The following is a 23,630-nucleotide window of genomic DNA, read 5'->3' as shown; positions in this document are numbered from 1 at the left end:
AAATTCCTGTTATCCGCGTTGCGATGGGTGCCAGAATGTCACCGCTTTTTCGATCATGGCGACCAGCCCGTAGAACGCCGTCCCGGCCAAAGCGGCGACAACGATCTCGGCCCAGACCATGTCCAGCGACAATTGGCCAACGCTGGTTGAAATCCGAAAGCCCATGCCCACAATCGGCGAACCAAAGAACTCGGCCACGATAGCGCCGATCAACGCCAGAGTGGTAGAAATCTTTAGCCCGTTGAAAACAAAAGGCATCGCGGCCGGCAAACGCAGCTTCAGAAAGCTCTGCCAATAGGTCGCGGCATAGGTCTCCATCAGGTCGCGCTGCATGACGGTCGCTTCGCGCAGCCCCGCCACGGTGTTCACCAGCATCGGAAAGAAAACCATCACTACGACCACCGCCGATTTTGAGTGCCAGTCGAACCCAAACCACATCACCAGAATGGGTGCCGTCCCCACGATCGGCAGAGCGGCCACAAAATTCCCGACCGGCAACAAGCCAAGCCGCAGAAAGTCCCAGCGATCCACGGCAATTGCCATCAGAAAGGCCGACCCGCACCCAATGACGTAACCGCTCAGCGCGCCTTTGAGGATGGTCTGCACGAAATCCGCCCACAGGATCGGCAGGCTGTCGGCAAATCGCACAGCGATCACTGACGGCGCAGGCAAGATGACCAAAGGCACGTCCAGCCCACGCACAACCAATTCCCATATGGCAATTACGGTCAGGCCAAAGATCAGCGGCGCCAGTAACCGCACCATTCGCGTGTCGGAATAGGGACCGCTGGCCAAGCGGCTGTTCAACCACCATCCGAACAGCCAGACGCAGATTGCACCAAGTACAGGTATCATTGTGCCATCCCCATCCGTTTCAGAACCAACCGCTCGATCAGACCCAGCAACCCGACCAAACAAGCCGCCAGAATGGCCGCTGCAAACAGCGCCGACCAGATTTGCACCGTTTGACCGTAGTAGCTGCCTGCCAGCAACCGCGCGCCCAAACCGGCCACCGCCCCTGTCGGCAACTCTCCGACAATGGCCCCGACCAGCGAGGCAGCGATTCCTATCTTTAGAGAGGTAAACAGATACGGCATCGACGCGGGCAAGCGCAGTTTCCAGAACCCCTGAGACCGGCTGGCGTTATAAGTGCGCAACAGGTCCAGTTGCATCGCGTCGGGGCTGCGTAGGCCTTTCACCATACCAACCACGACAGGGAAAAAGCTTAGATAGGCTGAGATGATGGCTTTGGGGATGATCCCCTGAATGCCTATCGAATACAGCACTACGATGATCATTGGCGCCAAGGCGATGATAGGAATGGTTTGGCTGACGATGGCCCAAGGCATGACGGAAAGGTCCATCACCCGGCTGTGCACAATCCCCACTGCCAGCAAAATCCCCAGCCCGGTGCCTATCGCAAAGCCAAGCACAGTGGCGCTGAGTGTTACCCAAGAATGATAGATCAATGATCTTTTCGAGGTGATTTTCTTCTCGATTGTCGTATCCCACAGTTCTTCAGCCACCTGATGCGGGGCGGGCAAACGTGGCCGGTCCTGCTCCCAAGTTTCGTCGATGGCATAAGGGTTGTCGAATACCAACTCGAACTCGCTCATATTGCGCCGATCAGCCGCCTTTGGCGGATCGACCTGTTCGCCGGCCCGCTCAAACTCGGTCAGAACACCTTTGATGTTCATTGGAACGCTGGCTGCGTACCAGAACAAGATAATGACCCCCACAACAGTAAGGACTGCCCAGACAGCTCTGATCCCCGCACTACTCATCCGTATGCCCCGCCCTCAGGCCCTCGCGCACGCGATGGGCTACTTCGATGAATTCGGGCGTATCGCGGATGTCCAGCGGCCGTTCCTTTGGGAGAGGGCTGTCGATCACATCAGTAATCCGCCCCGGACGAGGGCTCATCACCACGATCTTGGTGCTTAGATACACCGCCTCGGGAATCGAGTGGGTCACGAATCCGATTGTCTTTTCCGTACGCGCCCAAAGCGCCAGAAGCTGTTCGTTTAGATGATCGCGCACGATCTCGTCCAGCGCGCCAAATGGCTCGTCCATCAGCAGAATATCCGCGTCAAAAGCCAGCGCCCGCGCAATGCTGGCCCGCTGCTGCATGCCGCCAGAAAGCTGCCAGGGGAATTTCCCACCAAACCCTTCCAGATCAACAAGTTCCAGAACCTTTTTAACTCGGTCTTCTTGTTCGCTGGCCGAATAGCCCATGATTTCCAAGGGTAATTTGACATTCTTGGCAATGGTCCGCCATGGATACAGCCCCGCCGCCTGAAACACATAGCCATAAGCCCGGTTTCTACGCGCTTCATCCGGGGTCATTCCATTGACAGTCAACGTCCCTCCGGTTGGAGTTTCCAAAGCTGCGATACAGCGCAGAAACGTAGTCTTGCCACAGCCCGAGGGACCGATGAAGCTGACGAAGTCGCCTTTGTCGATCGTCAGGTTCACATCCTTGAGCGCATGGATAGGCCCGTCGTTTGTTTGGAAGGTAAGGTCCAACTGCCTTGCCTCGATTACGGGCTGGGTAGTGCTTTCAGTATTCATTCCATCGCCTTGAAAAGATTTGACTTTAGGGTGGTTGGTGGCAATCCCTACCCAATCACACCCCCGTCGCCGGAATACCGGTCCGCTCAACCGGCCGCGGCGCTGTCAGCTCTTTCCACGTGCTCAGAGCCTTGTTCACGTGACCGTTGGGTTCACGCGCCACGAACTCTCCATGTCCTTCCTGTGTCCGGATTTCACCGTCATGCACAGCCACCTGTCCACGGGTCAGGGTAAAGCGCGGCAGGCCTTTGACCTCTTTGCCCTCGAACACGTTGTAGTCGATCGAGGATTGCTGGGAGTCGGCGCTGATCGTTTTGGATTTCTCTGGATCCCAAACAACAATATCGGCGTCCGCACCGACAAGAATTGCTCCTTTTTTAGGATAACAATTCAATATCTTGGCGATATTCGTTGAAGTTACCGCCACGAATTCATTCATCGTCAGACGCCCGGTATTCACGCCATGAGTCCACAGCATCGGCATTCGATCTTCTAGCCCACCGGTGCCGTTCGGAATTTTGGTAAAGTCACCGACGCCAAACCGCTTCTGGTCGGTGGTGAAGGCACAATGGTCGGTGGCCACGACACTGAGCGTGCCGGAATGCAGCCCGTTCCACAGGCTATCCTGATGTTGCTTGTTCCGGAACGGAGGGCTCATGACGCGCCGCGCCGCGTGGTCCCAATCTTGGTGGAAATACTCGCTTTCATCCAGTGTCAGGTGCTGAATCAAAGGCTCCCCCCAAACCCGCTTACCATTCATCTTGGCCCGGCGAATGGCTTCATGCGCCTCTTCGCAGGAGGTGTGCACCACGTACAAAGGCACACCTGCCATGTCGGCAATCATGATGGCCCGGTTGGTGGCCTCTCCCTCGACCTGTGGCGGGCGGGAATACGCGTGTGCCTCGGGGCCCGTATTTCCTTCGGCCAGCAGCTTGGCGCTCAGCTCAGCCACCACATCGCCATTCTCGGCATGTACCATGGCGATGCCACCCAACTCAGCCAATCGCTTGAACGAGGCGAACAGCTCATCGTCATTCACCATCAGTGCGCCTTTGTAGGCCATGAAATGCTTGAATGTGTTGATGCCGCGCGTTTCGATCACTGTTTTGATGTCATCGAACACCTGCTCGCCCCACCAGGTCACCGCCATGTGGAAGGAGTAGTCGCAATTTGCACGGGTCGACTTGTTATCCCAGCGCTTCAACGCGTCCAGAAGGCCCTCGCCGGGGTTTGGCAACGCAAAATCGACCACCATCGTGGTCCCTCCCGCCAGCGCCGCCCGCGTCCCGCTTTCGAAATCATCACTGGAATACGTCCCCATGAAAGGCATCTCAAGATGCGTGTGCGGGTCAATCCCACCGGGCATCACGTAACAGCCCGTCGCATCCAGCAACTTGTCACCCTTCAGATCCATTCCGATCTCGGTGATCACGCCACCTTCGACCAACACATCCGCCTTGTAGGAAAGATCGGCGGTCACGACGGTTCCGTTCTTGATAACAGTGCTCATTTTAATCTCCCTGACGCGGTCTGCGCCGCTTGCTACATCTGGCTAATAATACCTCGGGGGAGTCGCCTTTCGGGCGACGGGGGCAGAGCCCCCTATTCCACGATCCCGGCCGTCTCGACGACCGCATGAAACAGAACATCCGCCCCGGCAGCAGCCCAGTCTTTGCTGATCTCTTCCGCCTCATTATGGCTCAGCCCATCCACGCATGGGCACATCACCATCGCAGTTGGAGCCACGCGGTTGATCCAGCATGCATCGTGCCCTGCGCCCGAAATGATGTCGGTGTGCGAATAGCCTAATCTTTCAGCGGCATCGCGAACGGCTTTCACGCATCCCTCGTTAAATGTCACCGGATCAAAGCCGCCAACCTTCTCGAATTCGATCTGCAGGCCCATCTCCTCGACGATGTCTTCGGCGGCGACACGCAGGCGGTTTACCATGTCGGTGATTACGTCCAAATCGGGCGAACGGAAATCGACCGTGAACACAACCTTGCCGGGGATCACGTTGCGAGAGTTCGGATATACATCGATATGTCCCGCCGCCCCGACCGCATGAGGCGCGTGTGACCAGGCGATTTCATCCACTTTCTCAAGAATACGCGCCATCGCCAGGCCAGCATTTTTGCGCATCGGCATCGGAGTCGAACCAGTATGCGCGTCCTTTCCGGTTACGGTGATCTGCGTCCAGTTCAGACCCTGCCCATGGGTGACTACACCAATATCCTTACCTTCGGCCTCAAGAATCGGCCCCTGTTCGATATGCAGTTCAAAGAAGGCGTGCATCTTGCGAGCGCCGACCTCTTCGTCACCACGCCAACCGATGCGGTTCAGTTCATCGCCAAACTTTTTACCCTCGGCATCTTCACGGTCATAGGCCCAGTCCTGCGTGTGCATCCCCGCAAACACGCCCGACGCCAGCATAGCCGGCGCATAGCGCGTGCCCTCTTCGTTGGTCCAATTAGTCGCCACGATGGGGTGTTTGGTCTTGATATCCAGGTCGTTGAGCGTCCGGATGATTTCCAAACCGCCCAGTACGCCCAGCACGCCGTCATATTTCCCGCCAGTAGGCTGCGTATCCAGATGTGAGCCCACATAGACCGGTAGCGCCTCGGGGTCTGTCCCCTCGCGGCGGGCGAACATATTGCCCATCTGGTCCAAGCCCATGGTGCAACCGGCATCCTCGCACCATTTCTGGAACAGCGCGCGCCCTTCTGCGTCTTCGTCGGTCAGGGTCTGACGATTGTTGCCGCCCGCAACACCGGGGCCTATCTTGGCCATCTCCATCAGGCTGTCCCACAACCTGTCGCCGTTGATCCTGAGGTTCTGCGCCGGAGCTGCCATTGCTGTCTTCCCTGTTGCTTGCGATTTGGCTCGCTTTTGGTGTCTTGATTTGACCATCTGGTCAAACTCACGCTATCACGGGTTCGAGATCAGTCAAGAAATTGCATGGTGCCGCCGGAAATTTCGGCATAATTGGCCCCCGCATGGCAAAAAAAGAGACACGCTGGAAACATGCCCAAGGATCGCGCCCCGACCCGAATTCAGAAAAAGAACCGCGCCGCGATTCTCGAGGCCGCGCTGAACGTGTTTTCTGCCCATGGCTTTCGGGGCGCAACCGTAGATCAGATTGCGACCGAGGCCGGGCTGAGCAAACCGAATCTTCTGTACTATTTCCCGTCGAAAGAGGCGATCCACACCGCCTTGCTTTCGGGTCTTCTGGAAACATGGCTGGCACCTCTGCATGACCTTGATGCGGAGGGAGATCCGATGGAAGAGATCCTGTCCTACATTCGTCGCAAACTGCAGATGAGCCGCGAGTTGCCGCGTGAAAGCCGCTTGTTCGCGAATGAACTTGTTCAGGGTGCGCCCCGCATTCACGAAGCTCTGTCGAAAGATCTAAAGGCGCTGGTGGATGAGAAAACCGCGATCCTGACCCAATGGATGGGTGAGGGTAAAATTGCGCGGCTGCACCCCTATCACCTGATCTTTTCGATTTGGGCTCTGACGCAGCATTACGCTGATTTCGACGTTCAGGTCCGCGCTATACTGGGCGACGAGGACCCGTTCGAGGGGGCAGAACCGTTTATCGAAACTCTTTATCGCAAACTGCTGACACCATAGAAAAGCGGTCGAACAGAGCCATTGGCTGAGCATTTCAGCATGCCGTGCTATACTGAGTAGTCTTGAGGCGACTTTCATGCAGCAGCAACACCGAAAGGAAGGTGATTGCATGATCATTCGCATATTTCAGGTCGTGACGCGCCCCGGCAAAGAAAAAGAGTTCGGGAAATTCTTTCACGAGACGGCGATCCCGCTCATGAAGGAAACGAAGGGGATAGTTCAGGTCATACCGGGGGCCCCGCGCGCCGACACGCCCAGAGAGTTTAGTTTTGTTATGATTTGGAAAGACCTCGAGTCTCTTAAGGCGTTTGTTGGAGACGACATTTCCAGCCCTCATGTTGACCCGATGGAAGCCGAACTGGTCGAGTCACGCTCAATCAAACATTATGAGTTTGTAGACGGTTAACAGATGGAAATAATCCAACTTATCCGTGAAATTTGAACAGCGGCTAGGTTAGCAAACGAAGGTGGCTTGAGCTGGGCTTCAGTCCGACAATAGATCCCAAAGATTTCCTCATGACCTTAAAACGCACTCAACTGCACGGTCGCTCAAACTTCTCCGGCATCCCGTGCAATTAACGACAAAGGGCCGACGGTCGCCGACCCTTTGGGGTTGCCGCAAATCGAACTACTCTGCAGCTTTCGCCATCGGATTGTTCGGGTGCGTCGTCCAGTTGGCATAGTCAGGCTGCACCTCAATTCCGGTGCGGGGATCAACCTCTCCGGCTTCCATCGGCACCATCGAGATACATCCGTCAACCGGACAGACATCCACGCAAAGGTTACAGGCAACGCATTCGTCATCCATGACCTCGAACACCCGATCCTCAGACATTGAAATCGCTTGATGGCTGGTGTCTTCACACGCCGCATAGCAGCGACCGCATTTGATGCACTGGTCCTGATCAATCTTGGCCTTGGCCACGTAATTCAGGTTTAAATATTGCCAGTCGGTAACATTCGGCACCGCAAGACCGACGACTTGCGAGACATCCGTATAGCCTTTTTCATCCATCCACTTGGACAGGCCAGCGGTCAGTTCGTCGATGATCTTGAACCCATAGGTCATTGCGGCGGTACAGACCTGTACAGTGCCACATCCCAATGCCATGAATTCGGCTGCGTCGCGCCACGTGGTCACGCCGCCGATGCCGGAAATCGGCAGGCCATGCGTAGCTTGTGCGCGGGCAATCTCGGACACCATCGACAACGCAATCGGCTTCACCGCCGGGCCGCAATAGCCACCATGGCTGCCCTTGCCATCAATCGAGGGTTCTGGGCTGAAAGTGTCCAGATTGACGCTGGTGATCGAGTTGATCGTGTTGATTAGCGATACCGCGTCCGCACCGCCATTTCTGGCTGCCTCGGCTGGCTTGCGAATGTCTGTGATGTTCGGCGTCAGCTTCACGATAACCGGGCGGTCATAGTATTGCTTACACCAGCGAGTCACCATCTCGATATATTCCGGCACCTGCCCCACGGCCGAGCCCATTCCGCGCTCGCTCATCCCGTGGGGGCAGCCGAAGTTCAACTCGATCCCGTCCGCACCAGTCTCGGCCACACGCGGCAGGATGGCTTTCCACGCCGCTTCTTCACACGGTACCATGATCGAGGCGATCAGCGCGCGATCCGGGTAATCGGCTTTGACCCGCGCCATTTCCTCAAGATTCACCTCTAGCGGACGGTCGGTAATGAGTTCGATGTTGTTCAGACCCAGCAACCGCCGATCCGCACCATAGATCGCGCCATAGCGTGGCCCGTTCACATTCACGACCGGTGGCCCTTCTGCTCCCAGCGTTTTCCACACAACGCCGCCCCATCCGGCTTCGAATGCACGGCGGACGTTATATTCCTTATCGGTCGGCGGCGCCGAGGCCAGCCAGTATGGATTCGGGCTTTCTATTCCCAGAAAGTTTGTCTTTAAATCAGCCATTTATCCGGCCTCCCTGATGCTGATCAGCATCTTTGTTTTGTAAGTTTCACGCGGTCAGACTTGCGTGGATATCCATCGCGGCATCGCGGCCCTCGGCCACGGCGGTCACGGTTAGGTCTTCTCCACCGGCCGCGCAATCGCCACCAGCCCAGACCCCGGCCATCGAGGTGCGCCCGGTCTCGTTCACGGCGATCTTGTTGCCATCCAGCGTCAAGCTCTCGGGCGCACCGTCCAACTTCTGGCCAATCGCCTTAAGGACCTGATCCGCAGGCACGCGGATCACCTCGCCGGTACCAGAGAGCTGACCATCGTGGCTGGAAGTATACTCCAATTCGATCTCGGCCGCTGCCCCGTTTCCATGCACGGCAACGGGCTGCACGTTGGTCATGATCTTGACGCCGTGGGATGAGGCCAGATCCTGTTCATACCGGCTAGCGCCCATCGCATCACGACCACGCCTATAGGCGATGGTGACATGCTCGGCCCCCAGCAGCTTTGATTTCACCGCCGCATCCACGGCAGTCATACCGCCACCGATCACCACCACATTGCGCCCCACCGGCAGATGAGCCAGGTCCGAGGCCTGACGCACATCCGAGATGAAATCGACGGCAAAACGCACCCCGTCCAGATCAGCCCCTTGCGCACGCAACGCATTCACTCCGGCCAGACCGATGGACAAAAAGACGGCATCGTAGTTCTCAACCAGACCATCTAGCGAGATGCCCTCACCCAAAACCGAGCCGGTCTCGATCGTGATACCGCCGATCTGCAACAGCCAATCAACCTCGGCCTGTGCAAAGTCATTGGTCGTTTTATAGGCAGCGATGCCATATTCATTCAGGCCGCCAGGCTTGGGCTTGCCTTCGTGGATCACCACGTCATGCCCCAGCATCGCCAGACGGTGCGCGCAGGCCAAACCAGCTGGCCCCGCCCCGACAACTGCCACAGTCTTGCCTGTTAACGCAGCTCGTTCAAACGGATGATCCCCTGCAGTCATCACACTGTCTGTCGCATAGCGCTGCAAGCGACCGATCTCGACCGGAGCCCCTTCGGCCGTTTCGCGCACACAGGCCTCCTCGCACAAGGTCTCGGTCGGGCAGACGCGGGCACACATGCCGCCCAGAATATTCTGCGCCAGAATGGTCTCACCCGCCGCCTCGGGCTGTCCGGCCTGAATCTGGCGCATGAACAACGGAATATCGATATCCGTTGGACAGGCCGTCACACATGGCGCGTCGTAACAGAAATAGCACCGATCTGCAGCCACGGCAGCCTCGTGCGCGGCCAATGGTGGATGTAAGTCCGTGAAATTCGATGTCAGCTCATCGCTGGAAAGCCGCCCGGAGACAATGCCGGAGGCAATCTGGCCCTGTGCCATCGCTCTACTCCCTGTAGATATGTTCGTTATGATCTCAGCTTGCCATAATCTGATTTTTTATCAATTGGTAAAATTTATAAAATCATCAAAAACTCGAAAAACGGGCAGATTCTGCTCATTTTTCTGATGAACCTGTCTGTTTTACGGGCAATTGGCGCCCCGGTTCTACCCGACTGAAGATTGTACGGGGCAAATCACGACCTCAATTTCCGAGTTTTCCGGCATCTGGTTTTGACGGACTCAGCTGCGTAATGTAGGTCAAACACAACCCGAGCAGCGCCGGCCAACGGCCAGATACCCGAAAGTCACCCGATGCAGGCCACCCCCCCGAAGTTCAACATCGTCATCGTCGGGCAAAACAACCGGCTGCAGTATGAGGCACTGCTGTTTGCTGCCTCGCTACGCCATAGCTCACCGAATTTTGCAGGTCGGCTGTTTGTGGCTGTTCCGCAGCCCGGCCCGCGCTGGCCGCAGGACCCGAGCATCCGGAACGAGGACGTTCTGAAGGCGCTGCGACAACTGGATGCTGAGATTCTGCCCTTCGACAACCGTGTCTTCGGCAACAGCTATCCCCACGGCAACAAGATTGAGGCGCTACTGGCCCTGCCCGAAGGCGAGCCTTTCGTGTTCTTTGACAGCGATACACTGATCACCGGTGATCTGACCTCGGTCCCTTTTGATTTTGATCGACCCAGCGCGTCACAAAAAGTCGAAGGAACCTGGCCTAAACCCACCCTGTATGGTCCGGGCTTCGATGGTATCTGGAGCGCACTCTATCGTCGGTTCGAACTGGACTTCGAAAGCTCATTGGATACCAGCAAGCCGGTAGGTTACTGGCGGCGGTATTTGTACTTCAACGCCGGCTATTTCTATTATTCGTGCCCGCGCCAATTCGGCGAACGCTTTCTGGATTACGCGCGCACGATCCGGGATGGAAACATTCCCGAACTGGCTGGGCAGAACCTTGATCCCTGGCTGGATCAGGCCGCCTTGCCCTTGGTAGTTCACTCATTTGGCGGCGGACGTGAAACCTTGCCCCCAGGCCTGCTGGATGGATCGGTCAGCTGCCACTATCGCCTGTTCCCCTTGCTCTATGCGCGCGAAAGCGACCACGTGATAGAGGTCCTAGAAACCGTCGTGGCCCCCAACCGTGTCAAAAAAGTGCTCAAAGGGTATGACCCGATCAAAAAGCTGGTCCTGCAACGAAAGGGGCACAAGATCCGAGACCTGTTCGACCGTGAAAACATGCCCCAGCGCGAACAGGTCATTCGCAATACGATCAAGAACAAGGGCCTGTGGATGCGCTGACAGGATTGTTGTGCGCGCGCCCTCAATCGCCTAGAGATTCAGCAACACACATTCCAACAGGAGATTTTAACGATGTCTGACGGCCCTACCTACGGTTTTGACACACTTCAGATTCACGCGGGCGCACGGCCCGATCCGGCAACGGGCGCGCGCCAGACTCCGATCTATCAAACAACGGCTTATGTATTCCGCGACGCGGATCACGCAGCCGCCCTGTTCAACCTGCAAGAGGTTGGTTTCATCTATTCCCGCCTGACCAACCCAACCGTGGCCGTGCTGCAGGAACGTATTGCAACATTAGAAGGTGGTGTTGGTGCGGTCTGCTGTTCTTCGGGGCACGCGGCGCAAATCATGGCACTGTTCCCACTGATGGCACCAGGCTGCAACGTGGTGTCCTCGACGCGCCTTTATGGCGGTACGGTCACGCAGTTCAGCCAGAGCATCAAGCGGTTTGGCTGGTCGGCCAATTTCGTCGACACCGATGATCTGGACGCGGTGAAAAACGCCATCGACGAGAACACTCGCGCGATCTTTTGCGAATCCGTCGCCAACCCGGGCGGCTATGTGACCGACATTCGGGCTCTGGCAGATATCGCGGATGCGTCCGGCATTCCACTGATTGTCGACAACACATCGGCCACGCCGTACCTGTGCCGCCCCATCGAACACGGTGCGACGCTGGTCGTGCATTCAACCACCAAATACCTGACTGGCAACGGCACGGTCACCGGTGGCTGCATCGTGGATTCGGGCAAGTTCGACTGGTCGGCAAATGACAAGTTCCCCTCGCTCAGCCAGCCAGAACAAGCTTATCACGGCCTGAAATTCCATGAGACCTTTGGCCCGCTGGCCTTTACCTTCCACGGTATTGCGATTGGTCTGCGCGATCTGGGCATGACCATGAACCCGCAAGCAGCACACTACACACTGATGGGGGTCGAGACCCTGTCCTTGCGGATGGAGCGCCACGTGGAGAACGCTCAGAAGATCGCCGCCTGGCTCGAAGCTGACGATCGAGTGGATTATGTGACCTACGCGGGCCTGCCTTCCTCGCCATATTATGACCGGGTGAAGGCACACTATAAGAAGGGTGCCGGTGCGCTGTTCACCTTTGCGGTCAAGGGTGGCTATGACGCCTGTGTCAAACTGGTGAACTCACTTGAGATTTTCAGCCATGTTGCCAATCTGGGCGATGCCCGGTCGCTGATCATTCACTCAGCCTCGACCACCCACCGTCAGCTGACGCCCGAACAACAAGAGGCCGCAGGCGCAGGCCCCGGCGTTGTCCGCGTGTCCATCGGCATCGAAGACGCAGACGATCTGATCGCCGATCTGAATCAGGCGCTTGCCAAGGCCACGGCCTGAGTCATGAGCGGGCACGACACCAACGATCTGGGGCAACCCATCGGTCTGCCGGTATCGGGCGAATTCCCTCGCCCCACACCGCCCTATACGCCGATGGAGGGCCAATATTGCTCCGTCGTGCCGCTGGACGTGAATCGACATTCGCCTGGACTGTACCGGGCGTTTGCTAACGATACCGATGGCCACAACTGGACCTACCTGCCCTATGGACCGTTCGACAGTGAACAGGAATTCGAGGACTGGACCCGCGCGACCTGTATGGACGCCGATCCAATGTTCCACACTGTGCTGGACGAAAATGAAACGCCGGTCGGCATGGCCTCATTCCTGCGGATTGAACCAGCGGCGGGTGTGATTGAGGTCGGCCACATCCACTTTTCACCGCTACTGCAACGCAGTCCGCAATCGACCGAGACAATGTACCTGATGATGCGTCGCGTCTTCGACGAACTGGGCTATCGCCGTTATGAATGGAAATGCGACGCCCTGAACGCCGCATCATGCCGCGCGGCCGAACGTCTGGGTTTTACCTTCGAGGGCATCTTTCGGCAGGCCACCCATTATAAGGGACGGAACCGAGATACGGCCTGGTATTCGATCCTCGACAGTGAATGGCCGCGGATTAAGACCGCGTTTGAAGAATGGCTGTCGCCAGACAATTTCGACCAAACGGGCCAGCAGCGGCAATCACTGAAGGCCCGCAGTCAAAACAAAGGTTCACTCGGTCATCCCGAATTCCATAGACACGTTGACGGAAACTGAAATCTCACCCCCCGCGACCGGTACGCCGCCCCCTTCAGCCATCGCCATCGCGCGCATCTGCGGCGCAGGGCTAAGGCCTCGGACCTGCTCGCTGATGTGCTGAACCGGGCCCAGCGTCACATTAGCCGCCTGTGCCAACTGTTCCGCTTTTGCAGTCGCTTCCGCAACGGCCTCAGCCCGCGCCTGCGCCTGCAGCGGCGATGGGTCCTGCACACCAAAGCTCAGCCCACCAAAATTGTTAGCTCCGTCCTGAATAACCGCATCCATGATCGTTCCTAGCTGCGTCAGATCACGGACGCGGACCTGAACGTTGTTCGAGGCGACAAAACCGGAAATCTCGGGTCGCTCGCCATTTTGATTGTTCCGCCCAGACCAAACCGGCGACAGCGATAGATCACGGGTCTGAACATCGCGGGATTCGACGCCCATGTCCTCAAGCCGTTTCAGAATCTGAGCCACCGCGTCGGATGTCGCCTGCATCGCATTTGATGCCTGCGGATCTTCATTGGTGACACCCAAAGTGATGGTTGCCATATCCGGGGTAGCCTGCACGGTGCCAGTTGCATCCACGGTGATGCGACGTTCTTCCGCATGTGCCAAACCGGCGGCCGTTACGGCCAGCATCGCGGCCAGAAAAGCGATTTTCTTCAAGGTCTTCCCTCCAATTTCTTCTCTACCAAGATGGGGCCGACTGGGTTTGTCAAACAAGGGGAAGTTCTGGCTTTTTCTTTCCCTCGGCGAGATCCTGCTTTAATGTCAGCCTGCGGACGAAAAGTCGTTTGCATCGATGCTGACAATTATGGTTCCTCGGGAATATGAAACCCGCCTTTGCGCTGTCTTTTTCTGCAACCGGAATATCTGTGCACCACCAATCCGATGGCGATTGGTTCTGCATTGGTGAGGTTGCGTTGGATGCGCCGGACCTGAACGCGCAATTACTTTCCTTGCAGGAAAATGCCTTTGCGCTGGAAAACAATCTGCGATGCAAAGTCGTAATCCCAGTCGATCAGGTACGATTTCTGTCGGTGGAAACGGACGATCAGACCCAGGAAAACGACGTAAAGCAAAAGCTGGCCGAGGCTACACCCTATGCGGTCGAAGATCTGGTCTTTGATACTGCGGCGGTAGGTTCGACTATCTATGCCGCAGCCGTGACGCGGCAGACGATGGACGAGGCGCGCGACTTTGCTACCGCGCACGGATTCTTACCGGTTCAATTCACTACGGATACGGGCCCAAAAACCTTTCCATCGGAGCCGTTGTTTGCGCCTTCGGACTCTGCGACCGAAGTCAAGGGCGCGGCTGACACAGAGGCTGCGGCACCGAATGTGCATCCCATCGCCGCAGAAGCGGCCCCGGATGTGTTCCGATCCGCTCCGACTGCACCTGCAACCAACAAAATACCCACCCAGTTATTGGCAAATCGGTATGCAGCACCAGCCGCGGCCGCGCTGGGGATTGCAGCGGTCTTGGGGGTCTGGGCACTAATCGGATCAGACGACACGCAAGATTCCGCGCCAGACACGGCGCAGATTGAAAATACACGACCAGCAGATACTCCGCAGACGAGCGCCCCAACGGGGCCCCAAACAGAAGCAGAAACACCACCCACTGAAACTGCTGAGCTGGATCCGAACGTTGAAGCACCTGAGCAGGAACCACCCACCCAGTCCGAAGAATCCCAGCCCGATCTGTCACCAACAGACACTGCAATTCTCGAAGCGCTGAATGTGGCGCCGACTGAAGTAGACGAGGTTACCCGCGACCCCGAACCGGAGGACATTTCAGTCCAACCGGGCATAGAGGTTGTCGCACCCGATCCATTGATGCCACCGGCTTTGCCACCGTTGGATGAGCTGTATCTTGCATCTATCGACAACTCCAAGCTTTCGACCGACGCGGTCGCTCTGCCCCCGATGCAAAGCTTTGCCACCGACACACCCATTGAGCAAATCGCACTGCCCAGTGTTGATGGAACACAGTTCGAGCTTGATGAACGTGGCCTGGTTACGCCCAGCGTCGAGGGAACATTGAACCCGGAAGGTGTTGTTGTCTATCTCGGGCGTCCGTCGAAAACCCCTCCTGAACCTCCTGTACGTTTCGAAGAGGAACCTACCCTTGAGGAGACCCCGGACAGACTGGCCGGACTGCGTCCAAAGCCCCGCCCTGACGATCTGATCGAACAATTCGAACGTCAGCAACTGGGTGGACGTACGCGCGAGGAGCTGGCGGGACGGCGTCCCAAACAGCGTCCTGCTTCGCTGCAACAGCAACCGCAGATTGACTATACCCCCACTGCGCTGGCGGTTGTGCGTGTACCGCGCCCGAAAACCCGCCCTGCGGGTCTTGCACCATCTGCTGGTACACAACAAACGGCCAATTTGGGCTCAACCGCAGCTGTTGGCCAAGTCGAAGCCGGGTCATTCCAGCCCAGAACAGTGGCTCCCAAAATCCCGTCAGCGGCCTCGGTCGCACGGCAGGCGACAATCGACAACGCGTTGAACTTACGCAAGCTGAACCTGATCGGGGTCTATGGTACACCTGCCAACCGCCGCGCCTTGGTACGCTTGCCTAGCGGCCGCTACAAAAAACTGAAGGTTGGCGACAGGCTGGACGGAGGAAAGGTCGTCGCGATTGGCGACAGCGAACTGCGTTATCAGAAAAAAGGCCGAAACCTTACGTTGAAGATGCCGCGCAGCTAAAGCGGGCGCGAACGCCCGCTTTAGCTGCATTAGCCTTCAGCTTCAAGCCGCTGTAATTTCACCGCTTTCAATCTGCTCCCGTTCGATAGATTCGAACAGGGCCTGAAAGTTCCCTTCCCCAAATCCATCATCACCTTTGCGCTGAATAAATTCGAAAAAGATCGGGCCAATCACAGTTTTCGAGAAGATTTGCAGCAGGATTCTGGTTTCACCACCATCCAACACACCTTCGCCGTCGATCAGGACGCCGTGTTTCATCATGCGGTCCAGCGGCTCGTCATGGTCGGAGACCCGGTCCTTGGACATCTCGTAATAGGCCTTGTTCGGGCCGGGCATGAACTTCAAACCCTTCTCGGCAATCGCATCGGTCGAGGCGTAGATATCTTCGCTGCCCACCGCGATATGCTGAATCCCCTCACCTTTATACTTGTTCAAGTAAGAAACGATCTGTCCGGTTTCGCCCCGATCTTCGTTGATCGGAATACGGATACGTCCACAGGGCGAGGTCAATGCCCGACTGTAAAGGCCGGTGAATTTACCCTGAATGTCGAAAAACCGGATTTCGCGGAAGTTGAACAGGCTTTCGTAGAACTTGAACCACTTTTCCATATTCCCGCGATAAACATTGTGCGTCAGGTGATCGAGGTAATAGAACCCGTCGCCACTCGGCTTGGACTGCGCGGTCCAGGTGAACTCCTGGTTATAGGGCGAGGTGTCGTGGTATTGGTCGATGAAATAAATCAACGAACCACCGATCCCTTTGATCGCCGGAACATCCATTACCTTGTCTGCCGCGTCATAGGGCTCTGCACCTTTGGCTACCGCATGTTCGTAAGCTTTCTGCGCATTCACGACACGCCAGCCCATCGCCGAGGCACAGGGACCATGCTCCTCAACAAAGCGGGCAGCAAAACTTTCAGGGTCAGCGTTGAGGAAGTAAGTCACATCGCCTTGCTGCCATAGTTCAATCAATGGCTTGTCTTTATGGTAGCCGACTTTTTCGTAACCCATCCTGGCGAACAGATCTCGCAATTCCTGCGGGTCGGGGTGGGCAAACTCTACAAACTCAAACCCGTCTGTACCGACCGGGTTTTCTTTGCTGATGACGGATTTCGGGGCATTATGAGGGAAAGGACCCATGACGCGTCTCCTTAAAGCAGGAATTTCTTTGCTGATTCCAAAATATGCCTTAACTGACGCTGTTTCTGCGCATAGTTTTCGTGTAAACTAGGTGTGAACACGCAAATCCCGCATGGTTTTGCCAATTTCTGGAGAATTCCCGCATATGCTGGATTCCACCGATATGCGCCTGTTATCCGCTTTGCAGGTGGATGCCCATTTGACTGCGCATCAATTGGGCGAAATGCTCAACCTGTCGCCCAGCCAGGCCGGTCGACGGCGACAACGGCTAGAAGCCGAAGGGTACATTACCGGATATGCCGCGCGATTGGATCCGCTGAAACTCGGGCTGCATGTTCAGGGATTTGTTCAGGTGCATCTGGGAACCCACGGCCCCGAGCAATCCCAAAGCTTCGCCCGCATGGTGGATACGCGGCCTGAGATCACCAGCGCCTGGACGATGACCGGAGAGGCAGATTACCTGCTTCACGTCTATTGCGACGATCTGGCCGCTCTCAACCGCTTGCTTCACCAAGTCATACTGCCGCATCCTGCCGTAGCACGGGTCCAAAGCCAGATCGTGATGGACCAGCTTAAACGCGACGCCCCATTGCCCACCTGACCCGACCGAAAGGACCAACATGGACGATTTCCTCTACCAGGCTTCGATCTATCTGGCAGCTGCCGTGATCGCTGTGCCGTTATCGGCCCGTCTGGGATTGGGGTCCGTACTGGGATATCTGGCAGCCGGCATCGTAATCGGCCCTATTTTTGGTCTGGTCGGTGCCGAAACTGAAAGCCTGCAGCATGTGGCCGAGTTCGGCGTGGTCATGATGCTGTTCCTGATCGGGTTGGAACTGGAACCGCGCGCATTGTGGGATATGCGGGACAGGCTTTTGGGGCTGGGCGGCCTGCAGGTCGGTCTGTCGACCGCCGCCATCGCGGCTGTGGCCATTTATGCAAACCACCCATGGTCTGTAGCGTTAGCCGTTGGTCTGACTTTGTCTCTGTCTTCGACCGCGATTGTGCTGCAAACGCTATCGGAAAAAGGGCTGATGCAGACGAACGGAGGGCGCGCCACGTTTTCCGTGCTGCTGACGCAGGACATCGCGGTGATCCCCATTTTGGCCCTGCTACCGCTATTGGCACTGCCCGCTATGCCTCATATCGAAAGCGATGGATCAATTGACCGCGGGGTTAAAGACCTACACGATTCCGCCCACCACAGTCTGTCTCTGGTCGAGGGCCTGCCCGGTTGGGCTGTAACGTTGGTCACCCTTGGTGCCATCGCCTTTGTGATCCTTGCAGGCGTCTACCTGACACGCCCCCTGTTCCGGTTTATCCATGCCACCCGCCTGCGTGAAATGTACACCGCGCTGGCTCTGATGATCGTCGTCGGGATTTCCTTCCTGATGACTCTCGTTGGCTTGTCTCCTGCTTTGGGTGCGTTTCTGGCGGGAGTTGTTCTGGCCAGCTCGGAATTCCGGCACGAGATGGAAAGCGACCTCGAGCCGTTCAAGGGGCTGTTCCTGGGTCTGTTCTTCATCACCGTCGGTGCCGGAATCGACGTCGCCTATTTCTTCAATGACCCGCTTGAGCTGATCGGACTGGCGCTTCTTGTCATTCTAACCAAGGGAACCATCCTATATTTGGTCGGGCGCGCATTCAAACTGCGCGGCCGCGACCACTGGCTATTCACGCTTGGTCTCGCACAGGCGGGTGAATTTGGATTTGTCCTGCTGGCCTTTTCCACGCAGCAGAATGTCATCCCACCTGACCTGTCGCAAAAACTGCTAATGATCATCGCCCTGACGATGCTGATCACCCCCTTGCTGTTCATCATCTACGATCTTTTGTCCCGCCGGATCAGGGACAACGCCCCGCAGGTCGAACCTGACGAGATCGACGAGAAAGGCCCCGTGATCATCGCAGGCATTGGGCGTTTTGGTCAAATCGTCAACCGGTTGGTGCGCGCCAGCGGGTTCAAGACCATCGTCCTGGATCATGATATCGAAACCATCCAGCTGATGCGTCGCTTTGGCGTGAAAGGCTTCCTGGGTGATCCGACGCGGCCAGAACTGCTGCGCGCAGCTGGGCTTGAGAAAGCCGCCGTTCTAGTTGCTGCAATGGACGATCGCAAAACCGTGACCCGTTTGGTCAGCTTTGCCCGACGTCAGCGCCCGGACCTGCACATCATCGCCCGCGCCCATGACCGCACTCATGTGTACGAACTGTATCAGGCCGGCGCGAACGATATCGTGCGCGAGATGTTTGACAGTTCACTGCGTGCCGGGCGCTATGTACTCGAAAATATCGGTCTCAGCGAATATGAGGCCGCACAAGCCGAGCAGACCTTTTACCACCACGACCGCGCCTCGATCCGGGATCTAGCCGAGCTTTGGATACCCGGCATGCCCACGGCGGAAAACAAGAAATATATCGAGCGCGCCCAGCAGTTCGAAAAAGAACTGGAAACCGAACTTCTGGAACTGGCTGAAAAACACGCTCAGAAATCGGCCTGATCCTGACTGTCGGATCAGGCCTTAAGGATCAGCCGCCAGACACTCCGGCTTCAGCAAAGGTTGCCATGCCTGAATGGCAGGCAACCGCACTTTTGAGGATATTGATCGCCAGCGCGCCGCCCGACCCCTCGCCCAGGCGCAGCCCAAGGTTCAACAGTGGCTGTTTGCCCAGTTTGTCCAATACTGCTCCGTGCGCGCCCTCGGCGCTTTGATGGCCCGCTACAGTGTGATCCAACGCTCCGGCAGATACATCGGCCAAACAGGCCGCCGCCGCAGAGCAGATGAAGCCATCCAGAATGACCGGAATGCGCAGGACGCGGGCCGCCGCGATGGCACCCGCCATGGCTGCGATCTCTCGCCCACCCAAACGGCGCAGAATTTCCAACCCGTCACCCGAGTTCGCATGCAGAGCCACGCCCTCAGCCACCACGCGGGTTTTGTTCGCCAGCCCCGCATCGTCCACACCAGTGCCGCGCCCGGTCCAGTCCGAGGCGTCCCCGCCGAACAGAGCACACGCAACTGCGGCGGCCGGGGTGGTGTTGCCGATCCCCATCTCTCCGACCACCAACAGGTCGGCCTTGGGGTCGACAGCTGTCCAGCCGGTGCGCAAGGCCTGCAACAGATCATCTTCGGTCATGGCCGGGCCTGCGGTAAAATCCGCCGTTGGCCGGTCCAGTTCCAAGGCATGCACATCCATCGTGGCCCCTGCGGCCTTGGCCAATTGGTTGATCGCCGCACCACCATGTTCAAAATTCATGACCATCTGCACGGTCACATCGGGCGGAAAGGCCGACACACCCTGCGCCGTCACCCCATGGTTTCCCGCGAACACAATAACCTGCGGTGCTGAGATTTCCGGGCGCGCATCCCCACGCCAACCGGCATACCAGATCGCGAGATCTTCAAGCCGACCCAACGCTCCGGGTGGTTTGGTCAGCTGTCCATTGCGGTCAACCGCGCCTTTCAGCGCGGCATCATCCGGACCCGATGCCTGGCTCAGGGCATCGCGGAGTGTTTTCAGGTCATTAAGTTCGGGCAGCATCCAAAGCCTCGTTGCATCAGAGTGGTCCTGCGTGTTTAACCGAAGCGTCCAATCCAACAAGACCCTGAAAGGCGCGGGAGTGCACAAAAACGACACCAAGCTGTTTTCCGTGTGGGATATACCACTGGCATTGGTCCTGCTGACCCGCCTGCCGCTGCCGCGCCTGCCGAAAACAACCTTTACCCGTCAGGCCGATGCCGCATGGGCATTCCCCGTCGTTGGTCTGATTGTTGGTCTATTGGCCTGCGCGGCAGGCTGGGCCGCAATGGCGCTGAACCTGCCCGCAGCGGCCAGTGCCGTCATTCTGGTCGCGGTCCTGGTTGTTGCCACCGGCGCGATGCACGAAGATGGTCTGGCCGATACCGTGGATGGGTTCTGGGGCGGTTTCACCCCCGAACGCCGCTTGGAAATCATGAAGGACAGCCATATCGGCACCTACGGTGTGCTGGCGCTGATTTTTACGCAGCTGATGCGCGTCGCTTTGATCGCAACCTTGCTGATGGCCGGGGCCTATGGTGCGATCCTCGCCACCTGCATTCTGTCCCGCGCGTTCATGCCGTTTCTGATGAATGCCCTCCCCAACGCGCGCAAAAGCGGGCTGAGCCACTCGGTCGGAGGGCCGCGGGTTGCAACGGTTTTGGCGGGTATCGGGCTGGCTGTCTTCGGAGCGGTGCTTTTGATCGGTGGTGCGGCCTTCCCCCCTCTTCTCGCGGCCGCGTTAGCTGTAACCGCGCTCGCCGGGATTGCTAAAGCCAAAATTGGTGGTCAGACCGGCGATATTTTAGGCGCTTCGCAGCAACTGGCAGAGTTGGCATTCCTAACCGCAGCCGCAGCCGCGCTTTAAGCCGTGCCGCCGGTTTCGATCCTCAGCGTTTCACCGCAATGCTTGCAATGCACCGCATCTGGATCATGCCGGTACAGACCGCAGCTGGGGCATTTGTGGCGCACTTTCTGGGGCATGAAGATCGCCTGCGCCAAACGGACGAACAACGCGACACCCACAATCATAATGAATACCGAGAACAACTTACCCGCCGGTGTTGCCAGAGTGATGTCGCCAAACCCAGTCGTGGTCAGCGTCGCCATGGTGAAATAAAGCGCGTCGATATAAGCGTGCGGGCTGCTGTCGGGAATAAAAAACACCAGAACCGCCGTCGAGGTCGCGAAAACGAACACAAGCAGATTGATCGCCGCGATAACCGCATCTTCATGCGTTCGGAAAAATTGACTGTCACGTCGCAAATCCCGCAGCAGGTGATAGGAATGGATAAGGCGCAAGGCGCGCAATATCCGTACGAAGGCCAGATTTCCCGGCAAAAACGGGTCAAGCAACAGCGAGGCGATCACAACGATATCGGCCAGCGTGTAAATCTTGCGCAGCAGCTTCCAGCGGTCCTTCGCGATCCAGAGCCGAGCCAGGAAATCCAGCAAGATCAGAAAACCGATGAACAGGCTCGCCAGCGTGATCCCCGGCCCATGAGGCACATTCGCCGTGGATACGAAAAACACGATCGACGCGGCATCAAACAGGATCAAACAATAGCGGAACCAGACCGAAACCGGGTCATGTGCGATATACAGAAACTTTACGGTTTGCTTTATCTTGGCCATGTATCCGCCTCTGACTAATGGAAAATTAGCGGCAAATGCGGATTTCACCAAGACCAGACACGAAAAAGGCCGCCCCCTTCAGGAGCGGCCCGTTAATCGAATTTGGCAGCGATCAGGCCGCGCGCGAGGTCAGAACCTCATCCACCTGCTTGGCAGCCGAAACTTCACCGGCACCAGACACGGCGGCCACTTCGCGGGTCAGGCGCTCAAGCGCGGCTTCATACAGCTGACGCTCGGAATAGCTCTGCTCGCGCTGATCGTCGGTGCGGTGAAGATCGCGAACCACCTCAGCGATTGAGATCAGATCGCCCGAGTTGATCTTTTGTTCATATTCCTGTGCCCGGCGCGACCACATGGCGCGTTTCACCTTGGCCTTGCCCTTCAGCGTCTTCATCGCCTGGCTGATGACATCAGGTGAGCTGAGCGACCGCAGGCCGGACTCGGTGACCTTGTTGGTCGGCACCCGCAGGGTCATCTTGTCTTTTTCAAAGGAGATGACGAACAGCTCAAGCGAATATCCCGCGACTTCCTGCTCTTCGATCGAGATGATCTGACCCACGCCATGCGCAGGGTAGACAACGTAGTCATTCGGGCGGAACTCAAGCTTTTTCGACTTAGACATACAGGTTCATCCTTGGTTAAAGAGCGAGATACGGACAACAAAACACCCTAGCCGGAGCCTTTCCTGGCCCCGTCAGGCGACTTGTTTGGCATAAAATCAGAACTCCAAAGCAATCATACTTACGGAGCACATCCCCATCTCATTCATCATTCAGCTTACGATTATATCACAAAATTAAGACGCCTGAAAGGCCACGGCCAAAAGCGGTCGAGAAACCTTATAAATTTCAAAGCGTTGCAATCTGTTTTTACACCTGAACCAACAAGTTCAGAGAGCGAATCGCTCAGCCACCCTCACCGGGAGCTTCCGAGAAATACTTCTCCATCTTGCCTTCTTCACCGTCGCGCTCTTCGGCCTCGGGTAGCGGATCTTTCTTGGTTACGATGACCGGCCACTGTTCCGAGTATTTCCGGTTAAACTCGACCCACTGATCCATCCCTGGCTCAGTATCGGGGCGGATGGCATCGGCGGGGCACTCGGGCTCGCACACACCGCAGTCGATGCATTCATCGGGGTGAATGACCAACGTGTTCTCACCTTCGTAGAAACAGTCCACCGGGCACACTTCGACGCAGTCGGTGTATTTGCAGGCAATGCAGTTTTCGGTGACAACATAGGTCATTGTGGGATTCCCATTTGCGGTTTGGGCGTCTAGCTAATCCAGTATTATACCGTCTTCAAGGGCGGATCAGCCCTTAGGGGTGCTAGAAAGATCAAGCGCGCGCCGATCTTTCTTGGTTGGACGACCTTTTCCCTCGAAACTAGGGTTTCTGGGCGGCATGTCCTTTTTTTCCGTCATATCGAAATACAACGTTTGCGCCTCAGATGCAGGGCCGCGGCGTTCGCCCAGCTTTTCAACCCGAACAAGCCTGACTACGCGCCCCTGCGGGAAGGTGAGAACGTCACCGGGCCCCACAGCCTGCGCCGGTTTCAGAACCCGGTTCCCGTTCAGCCGGACATGGCCGCCGCTGACCTGTTTTGCGGCTAGGCTGCGGGTCTTGAAGAACCGCGCCTGCCACAACCATTTGTCGATCCGCAGCTTGGCCTCGGCCATCGGCG

The 23,630-nt window shown here is 57.1% G+C and carries 23 protein-coding genes; 9 read left to right on the top strand and 14 right to left on the bottom strand.

The window, feature by feature from the left end; genetic code table 11:
* Positions 1-9: 9 nt before the first annotated feature.
* The 5 genes from ACR0DT_RS00215 to ACR0DT_RS00195 form a co-directional block, all read right to left on the bottom strand.
* On the bottom strand, positions 10-855 hold the full coding sequence (locus ACR0DT_RS00215) for an ABC transporter permease (RefSeq protein WP_480708811.1): 846 nt from the start codon (positions 853-855) through the stop codon (positions 10-12).
* Positions 852-1,784, bottom strand: a complete 933-nt coding sequence (locus ACR0DT_RS00210; protein ID WP_480708810.1) for an ABC transporter permease — start codon at positions 1,782-1,784, stop codon at positions 852-854. Before ACR0DT_RS00210 ends, ACR0DT_RS00215 begins: the two co-directional genes overlap by 4 nt.
* On the bottom strand, positions 1,777-2,571 hold the full coding sequence (locus tag ACR0DT_RS00205; RefSeq protein WP_480708809.1) for an ABC transporter ATP-binding protein: 795 nt from the start codon (positions 2,569-2,571) through the stop codon (positions 1,777-1,779). The genes ACR0DT_RS00210 and ACR0DT_RS00205 overlap by 8 nt, the downstream gene beginning before the upstream one ends.
* A 55-nt stretch (positions 2,572-2,626) precedes the next feature.
* A complete protein-coding gene (hydA, locus tag ACR0DT_RS00200; protein ID WP_480708808.1) occupies positions 2,627-4,081 on the bottom strand; it encodes a dihydropyrimidinase in 1,455 nt (484 codons plus the stop codon).
* A 92-nt stretch (positions 4,082-4,173) separates the two neighbouring features.
* A complete protein-coding gene (locus ACR0DT_RS00195; RefSeq protein ID WP_480708807.1) occupies positions 4,174-5,424 on the bottom strand; it encodes a Zn-dependent hydrolase in 1,251 nt (416 codons plus the stop codon).
* A gap of 171 nt (positions 5,425-5,595) precedes the next feature.
* Between ACR0DT_RS00195 and ACR0DT_RS00190 the strand changes: the two genes are divergently transcribed.
* Positions 5,596-6,204, top strand: coding sequence for a TetR family transcriptional regulator C-terminal domain-containing protein (locus tag ACR0DT_RS00190; RefSeq protein ID WP_480708806.1), 609 nt, complete (start codon positions 5,596-5,598; stop codon positions 6,202-6,204).
* 109 nt (positions 6,205-6,313) lie between these two features.
* Positions 6,314-6,610, top strand: a complete 297-nt coding sequence (locus ACR0DT_RS00185) for an antibiotic biosynthesis monooxygenase family protein (protein ID WP_480709644.1) — start codon at positions 6,314-6,316, stop codon at positions 6,608-6,610.
* Positions 6,611-6,832: 222 nt separating this feature from the next.
* On the opposite strand, the gene preA is transcribed toward ACR0DT_RS00185, so the two are convergent.
* The gene (preA, locus tag ACR0DT_RS00180) at positions 6,833-8,137 is read right to left on the bottom strand and encodes an NAD-dependent dihydropyrimidine dehydrogenase subunit PreA (protein ID WP_480708805.1); all 1,305 of its coding nucleotides are present in this window, start codon (positions 8,135-8,137) and stop codon (positions 6,833-6,835) included.
* Positions 8,138-8,183: 46 nt separating this feature from the next.
* Positions 8,184-9,518, bottom strand: a complete 1,335-nt coding sequence (locus ACR0DT_RS00175; protein ID WP_480708804.1) for an NAD(P)-dependent oxidoreductase — start codon at positions 9,516-9,518, stop codon at positions 8,184-8,186.
* Positions 9,519-9,830: 312 nt separating this feature from the next.
* Here ACR0DT_RS00175 and ACR0DT_RS00170 point away from each other — a divergent pair, with 312 nt between their 5' ends.
* From ACR0DT_RS00170 to ACR0DT_RS00160, 3 genes are all read left to right on the top strand, one after another.
* A complete protein-coding gene (locus ACR0DT_RS00170) occupies positions 9,831-10,826 on the top strand; it encodes a hypothetical protein (protein WP_480708803.1) in 996 nt (331 codons plus the stop codon).
* Positions 10,827-10,898: 72 nt separating this feature from the next.
* Positions 10,899-12,191: an O-acetylhomoserine aminocarboxypropyltransferase/cysteine synthase family protein gene (locus ACR0DT_RS00165; protein ID WP_480708802.1), complete on the top strand. Its 1,293-nt coding sequence runs from the start codon at positions 10,899-10,901 to the stop codon at positions 12,189-12,191.
* 3 nt (positions 12,192-12,194) lie between these two features.
* Positions 12,195-12,953, top strand: coding sequence for a GNAT family N-acetyltransferase (locus tag ACR0DT_RS00160; protein ID WP_480708801.1), 759 nt, complete (start codon positions 12,195-12,197; stop codon positions 12,951-12,953).
* Here the strand turns inward: ACR0DT_RS00160 and ACR0DT_RS00155 are convergent.
* Positions 12,909-13,604, bottom strand: coding sequence for an SIMPL domain-containing protein (locus ACR0DT_RS00155; RefSeq protein WP_480708800.1), 696 nt, complete (start codon positions 13,602-13,604; stop codon positions 12,909-12,911). The two genes, ACR0DT_RS00160 and ACR0DT_RS00155, sit on opposite strands and share 45 nt — an antisense overlap.
* A gap of 209 nt (positions 13,605-13,813) precedes the next feature.
* On the opposite strand from ACR0DT_RS00155, the gene ACR0DT_RS00150 reads away from it, so the two are divergent.
* On the top strand, positions 13,814-15,655 hold the full coding sequence (locus tag ACR0DT_RS00150; RefSeq protein WP_480708799.1) for a hypothetical protein: 1,842 nt from the start codon (positions 13,814-13,816) through the stop codon (positions 15,653-15,655).
* Positions 15,656-15,697: 42 nt separating this feature from the next.
* On the opposite strand, the gene hppD is transcribed toward ACR0DT_RS00150, so the two are convergent.
* Positions 15,698-16,795, bottom strand: a complete 1,098-nt coding sequence (gene hppD, locus ACR0DT_RS00145) for a 4-hydroxyphenylpyruvate dioxygenase (RefSeq protein ID WP_480708798.1) — start codon at positions 16,793-16,795, stop codon at positions 15,698-15,700.
* Between the two features lie 145 nt (positions 16,796-16,940).
* On the opposite strand from hppD, the gene ACR0DT_RS00140 reads away from it, so the two are divergent.
* Positions 16,941-17,396 (top strand): Lrp/AsnC family transcriptional regulator, encoded by a 456-nt coding sequence (locus tag ACR0DT_RS00140; RefSeq protein ID WP_058281113.1) that lies wholly within the window; start codon positions 16,941-16,943, stop codon positions 17,394-17,396.
* A gap of 19 nt (positions 17,397-17,415) precedes the next feature.
* Positions 17,416-19,296 carry a monovalent cation:proton antiporter-2 (CPA2) family protein gene (locus ACR0DT_RS00135; RefSeq protein ID WP_480708797.1) on the top strand — a complete coding sequence of 627 codons (1,881 nt, stop codon included), beginning with the start codon at positions 17,416-17,418 and terminating at the stop codon, positions 19,294-19,296.
* Between the two features lie 28 nt (positions 19,297-19,324).
* Here the strand turns inward: ACR0DT_RS00135 and cobT are convergent, their stop codons facing one another.
* The gene (gene cobT / locus ACR0DT_RS00130; protein WP_480708796.1) at positions 19,325-20,338 is read right to left on the bottom strand and encodes a nicotinate-nucleotide--dimethylbenzimidazole phosphoribosyltransferase; all 1,014 of its coding nucleotides are present in this window, start codon (positions 20,336-20,338) and stop codon (positions 19,325-19,327) included.
* Positions 20,339-20,417: 79 nt separating this feature from the next.
* Between cobT and cobS the strand changes: the two genes are divergently transcribed.
* A complete protein-coding gene (cobS, locus tag ACR0DT_RS00125; protein ID WP_480708795.1) occupies positions 20,418-21,182 on the top strand; it encodes an adenosylcobinamide-GDP ribazoletransferase in 765 nt (254 codons plus the stop codon).
* Here the strand turns inward: cobS and ACR0DT_RS00120 are convergent.
* The 4 genes from ACR0DT_RS00120 to ACR0DT_RS00105 all read right to left on the bottom strand — a co-directional run bounded on the left by ACR0DT_RS00120 (position 21,179) and on the right by ACR0DT_RS00105 (position 23,625).
* Positions 21,179-21,949 carry an ion channel gene (locus ACR0DT_RS00120; RefSeq protein WP_480708794.1) on the bottom strand — a complete coding sequence of 257 codons (771 nt, stop codon included), beginning with the start codon at positions 21,947-21,949 and terminating at the stop codon, positions 21,179-21,181. The genes cobS and ACR0DT_RS00120 overlap by 4 nt on opposite strands.
* 112 nt (positions 21,950-22,061) lie before the next feature.
* Positions 22,062-22,571, bottom strand: a complete 510-nt coding sequence (locus tag ACR0DT_RS00115; protein ID WP_170381457.1) for a CarD family transcriptional regulator — start codon at positions 22,569-22,571, stop codon at positions 22,062-22,064.
* A 283-nt stretch (positions 22,572-22,854) separates the two neighbouring features.
* Positions 22,855-23,193, bottom strand: a complete 339-nt coding sequence (gene fdxA, locus ACR0DT_RS00110) for a ferredoxin FdxA (RefSeq protein ID WP_170324594.1) — start codon at positions 23,191-23,193, stop codon at positions 22,855-22,857.
* Positions 23,194-23,259: 66 nt separating this feature from the next.
* Positions 23,260-23,625, bottom strand: a complete 366-nt coding sequence (locus tag ACR0DT_RS00105) for an RNA-binding S4 domain-containing protein (protein ID WP_480708793.1) — start codon at positions 23,623-23,625, stop codon at positions 23,260-23,262.
* Positions 23,626-23,630 lie beyond the last annotated feature (5 nt).

Source organism: Ruegeria sp. BI11 (assembly GCF_056538005.1).
Note: the sequence above shows the minus strand (reverse complement) of the source record. Positions and strands in the feature narration are given on the sequence as shown.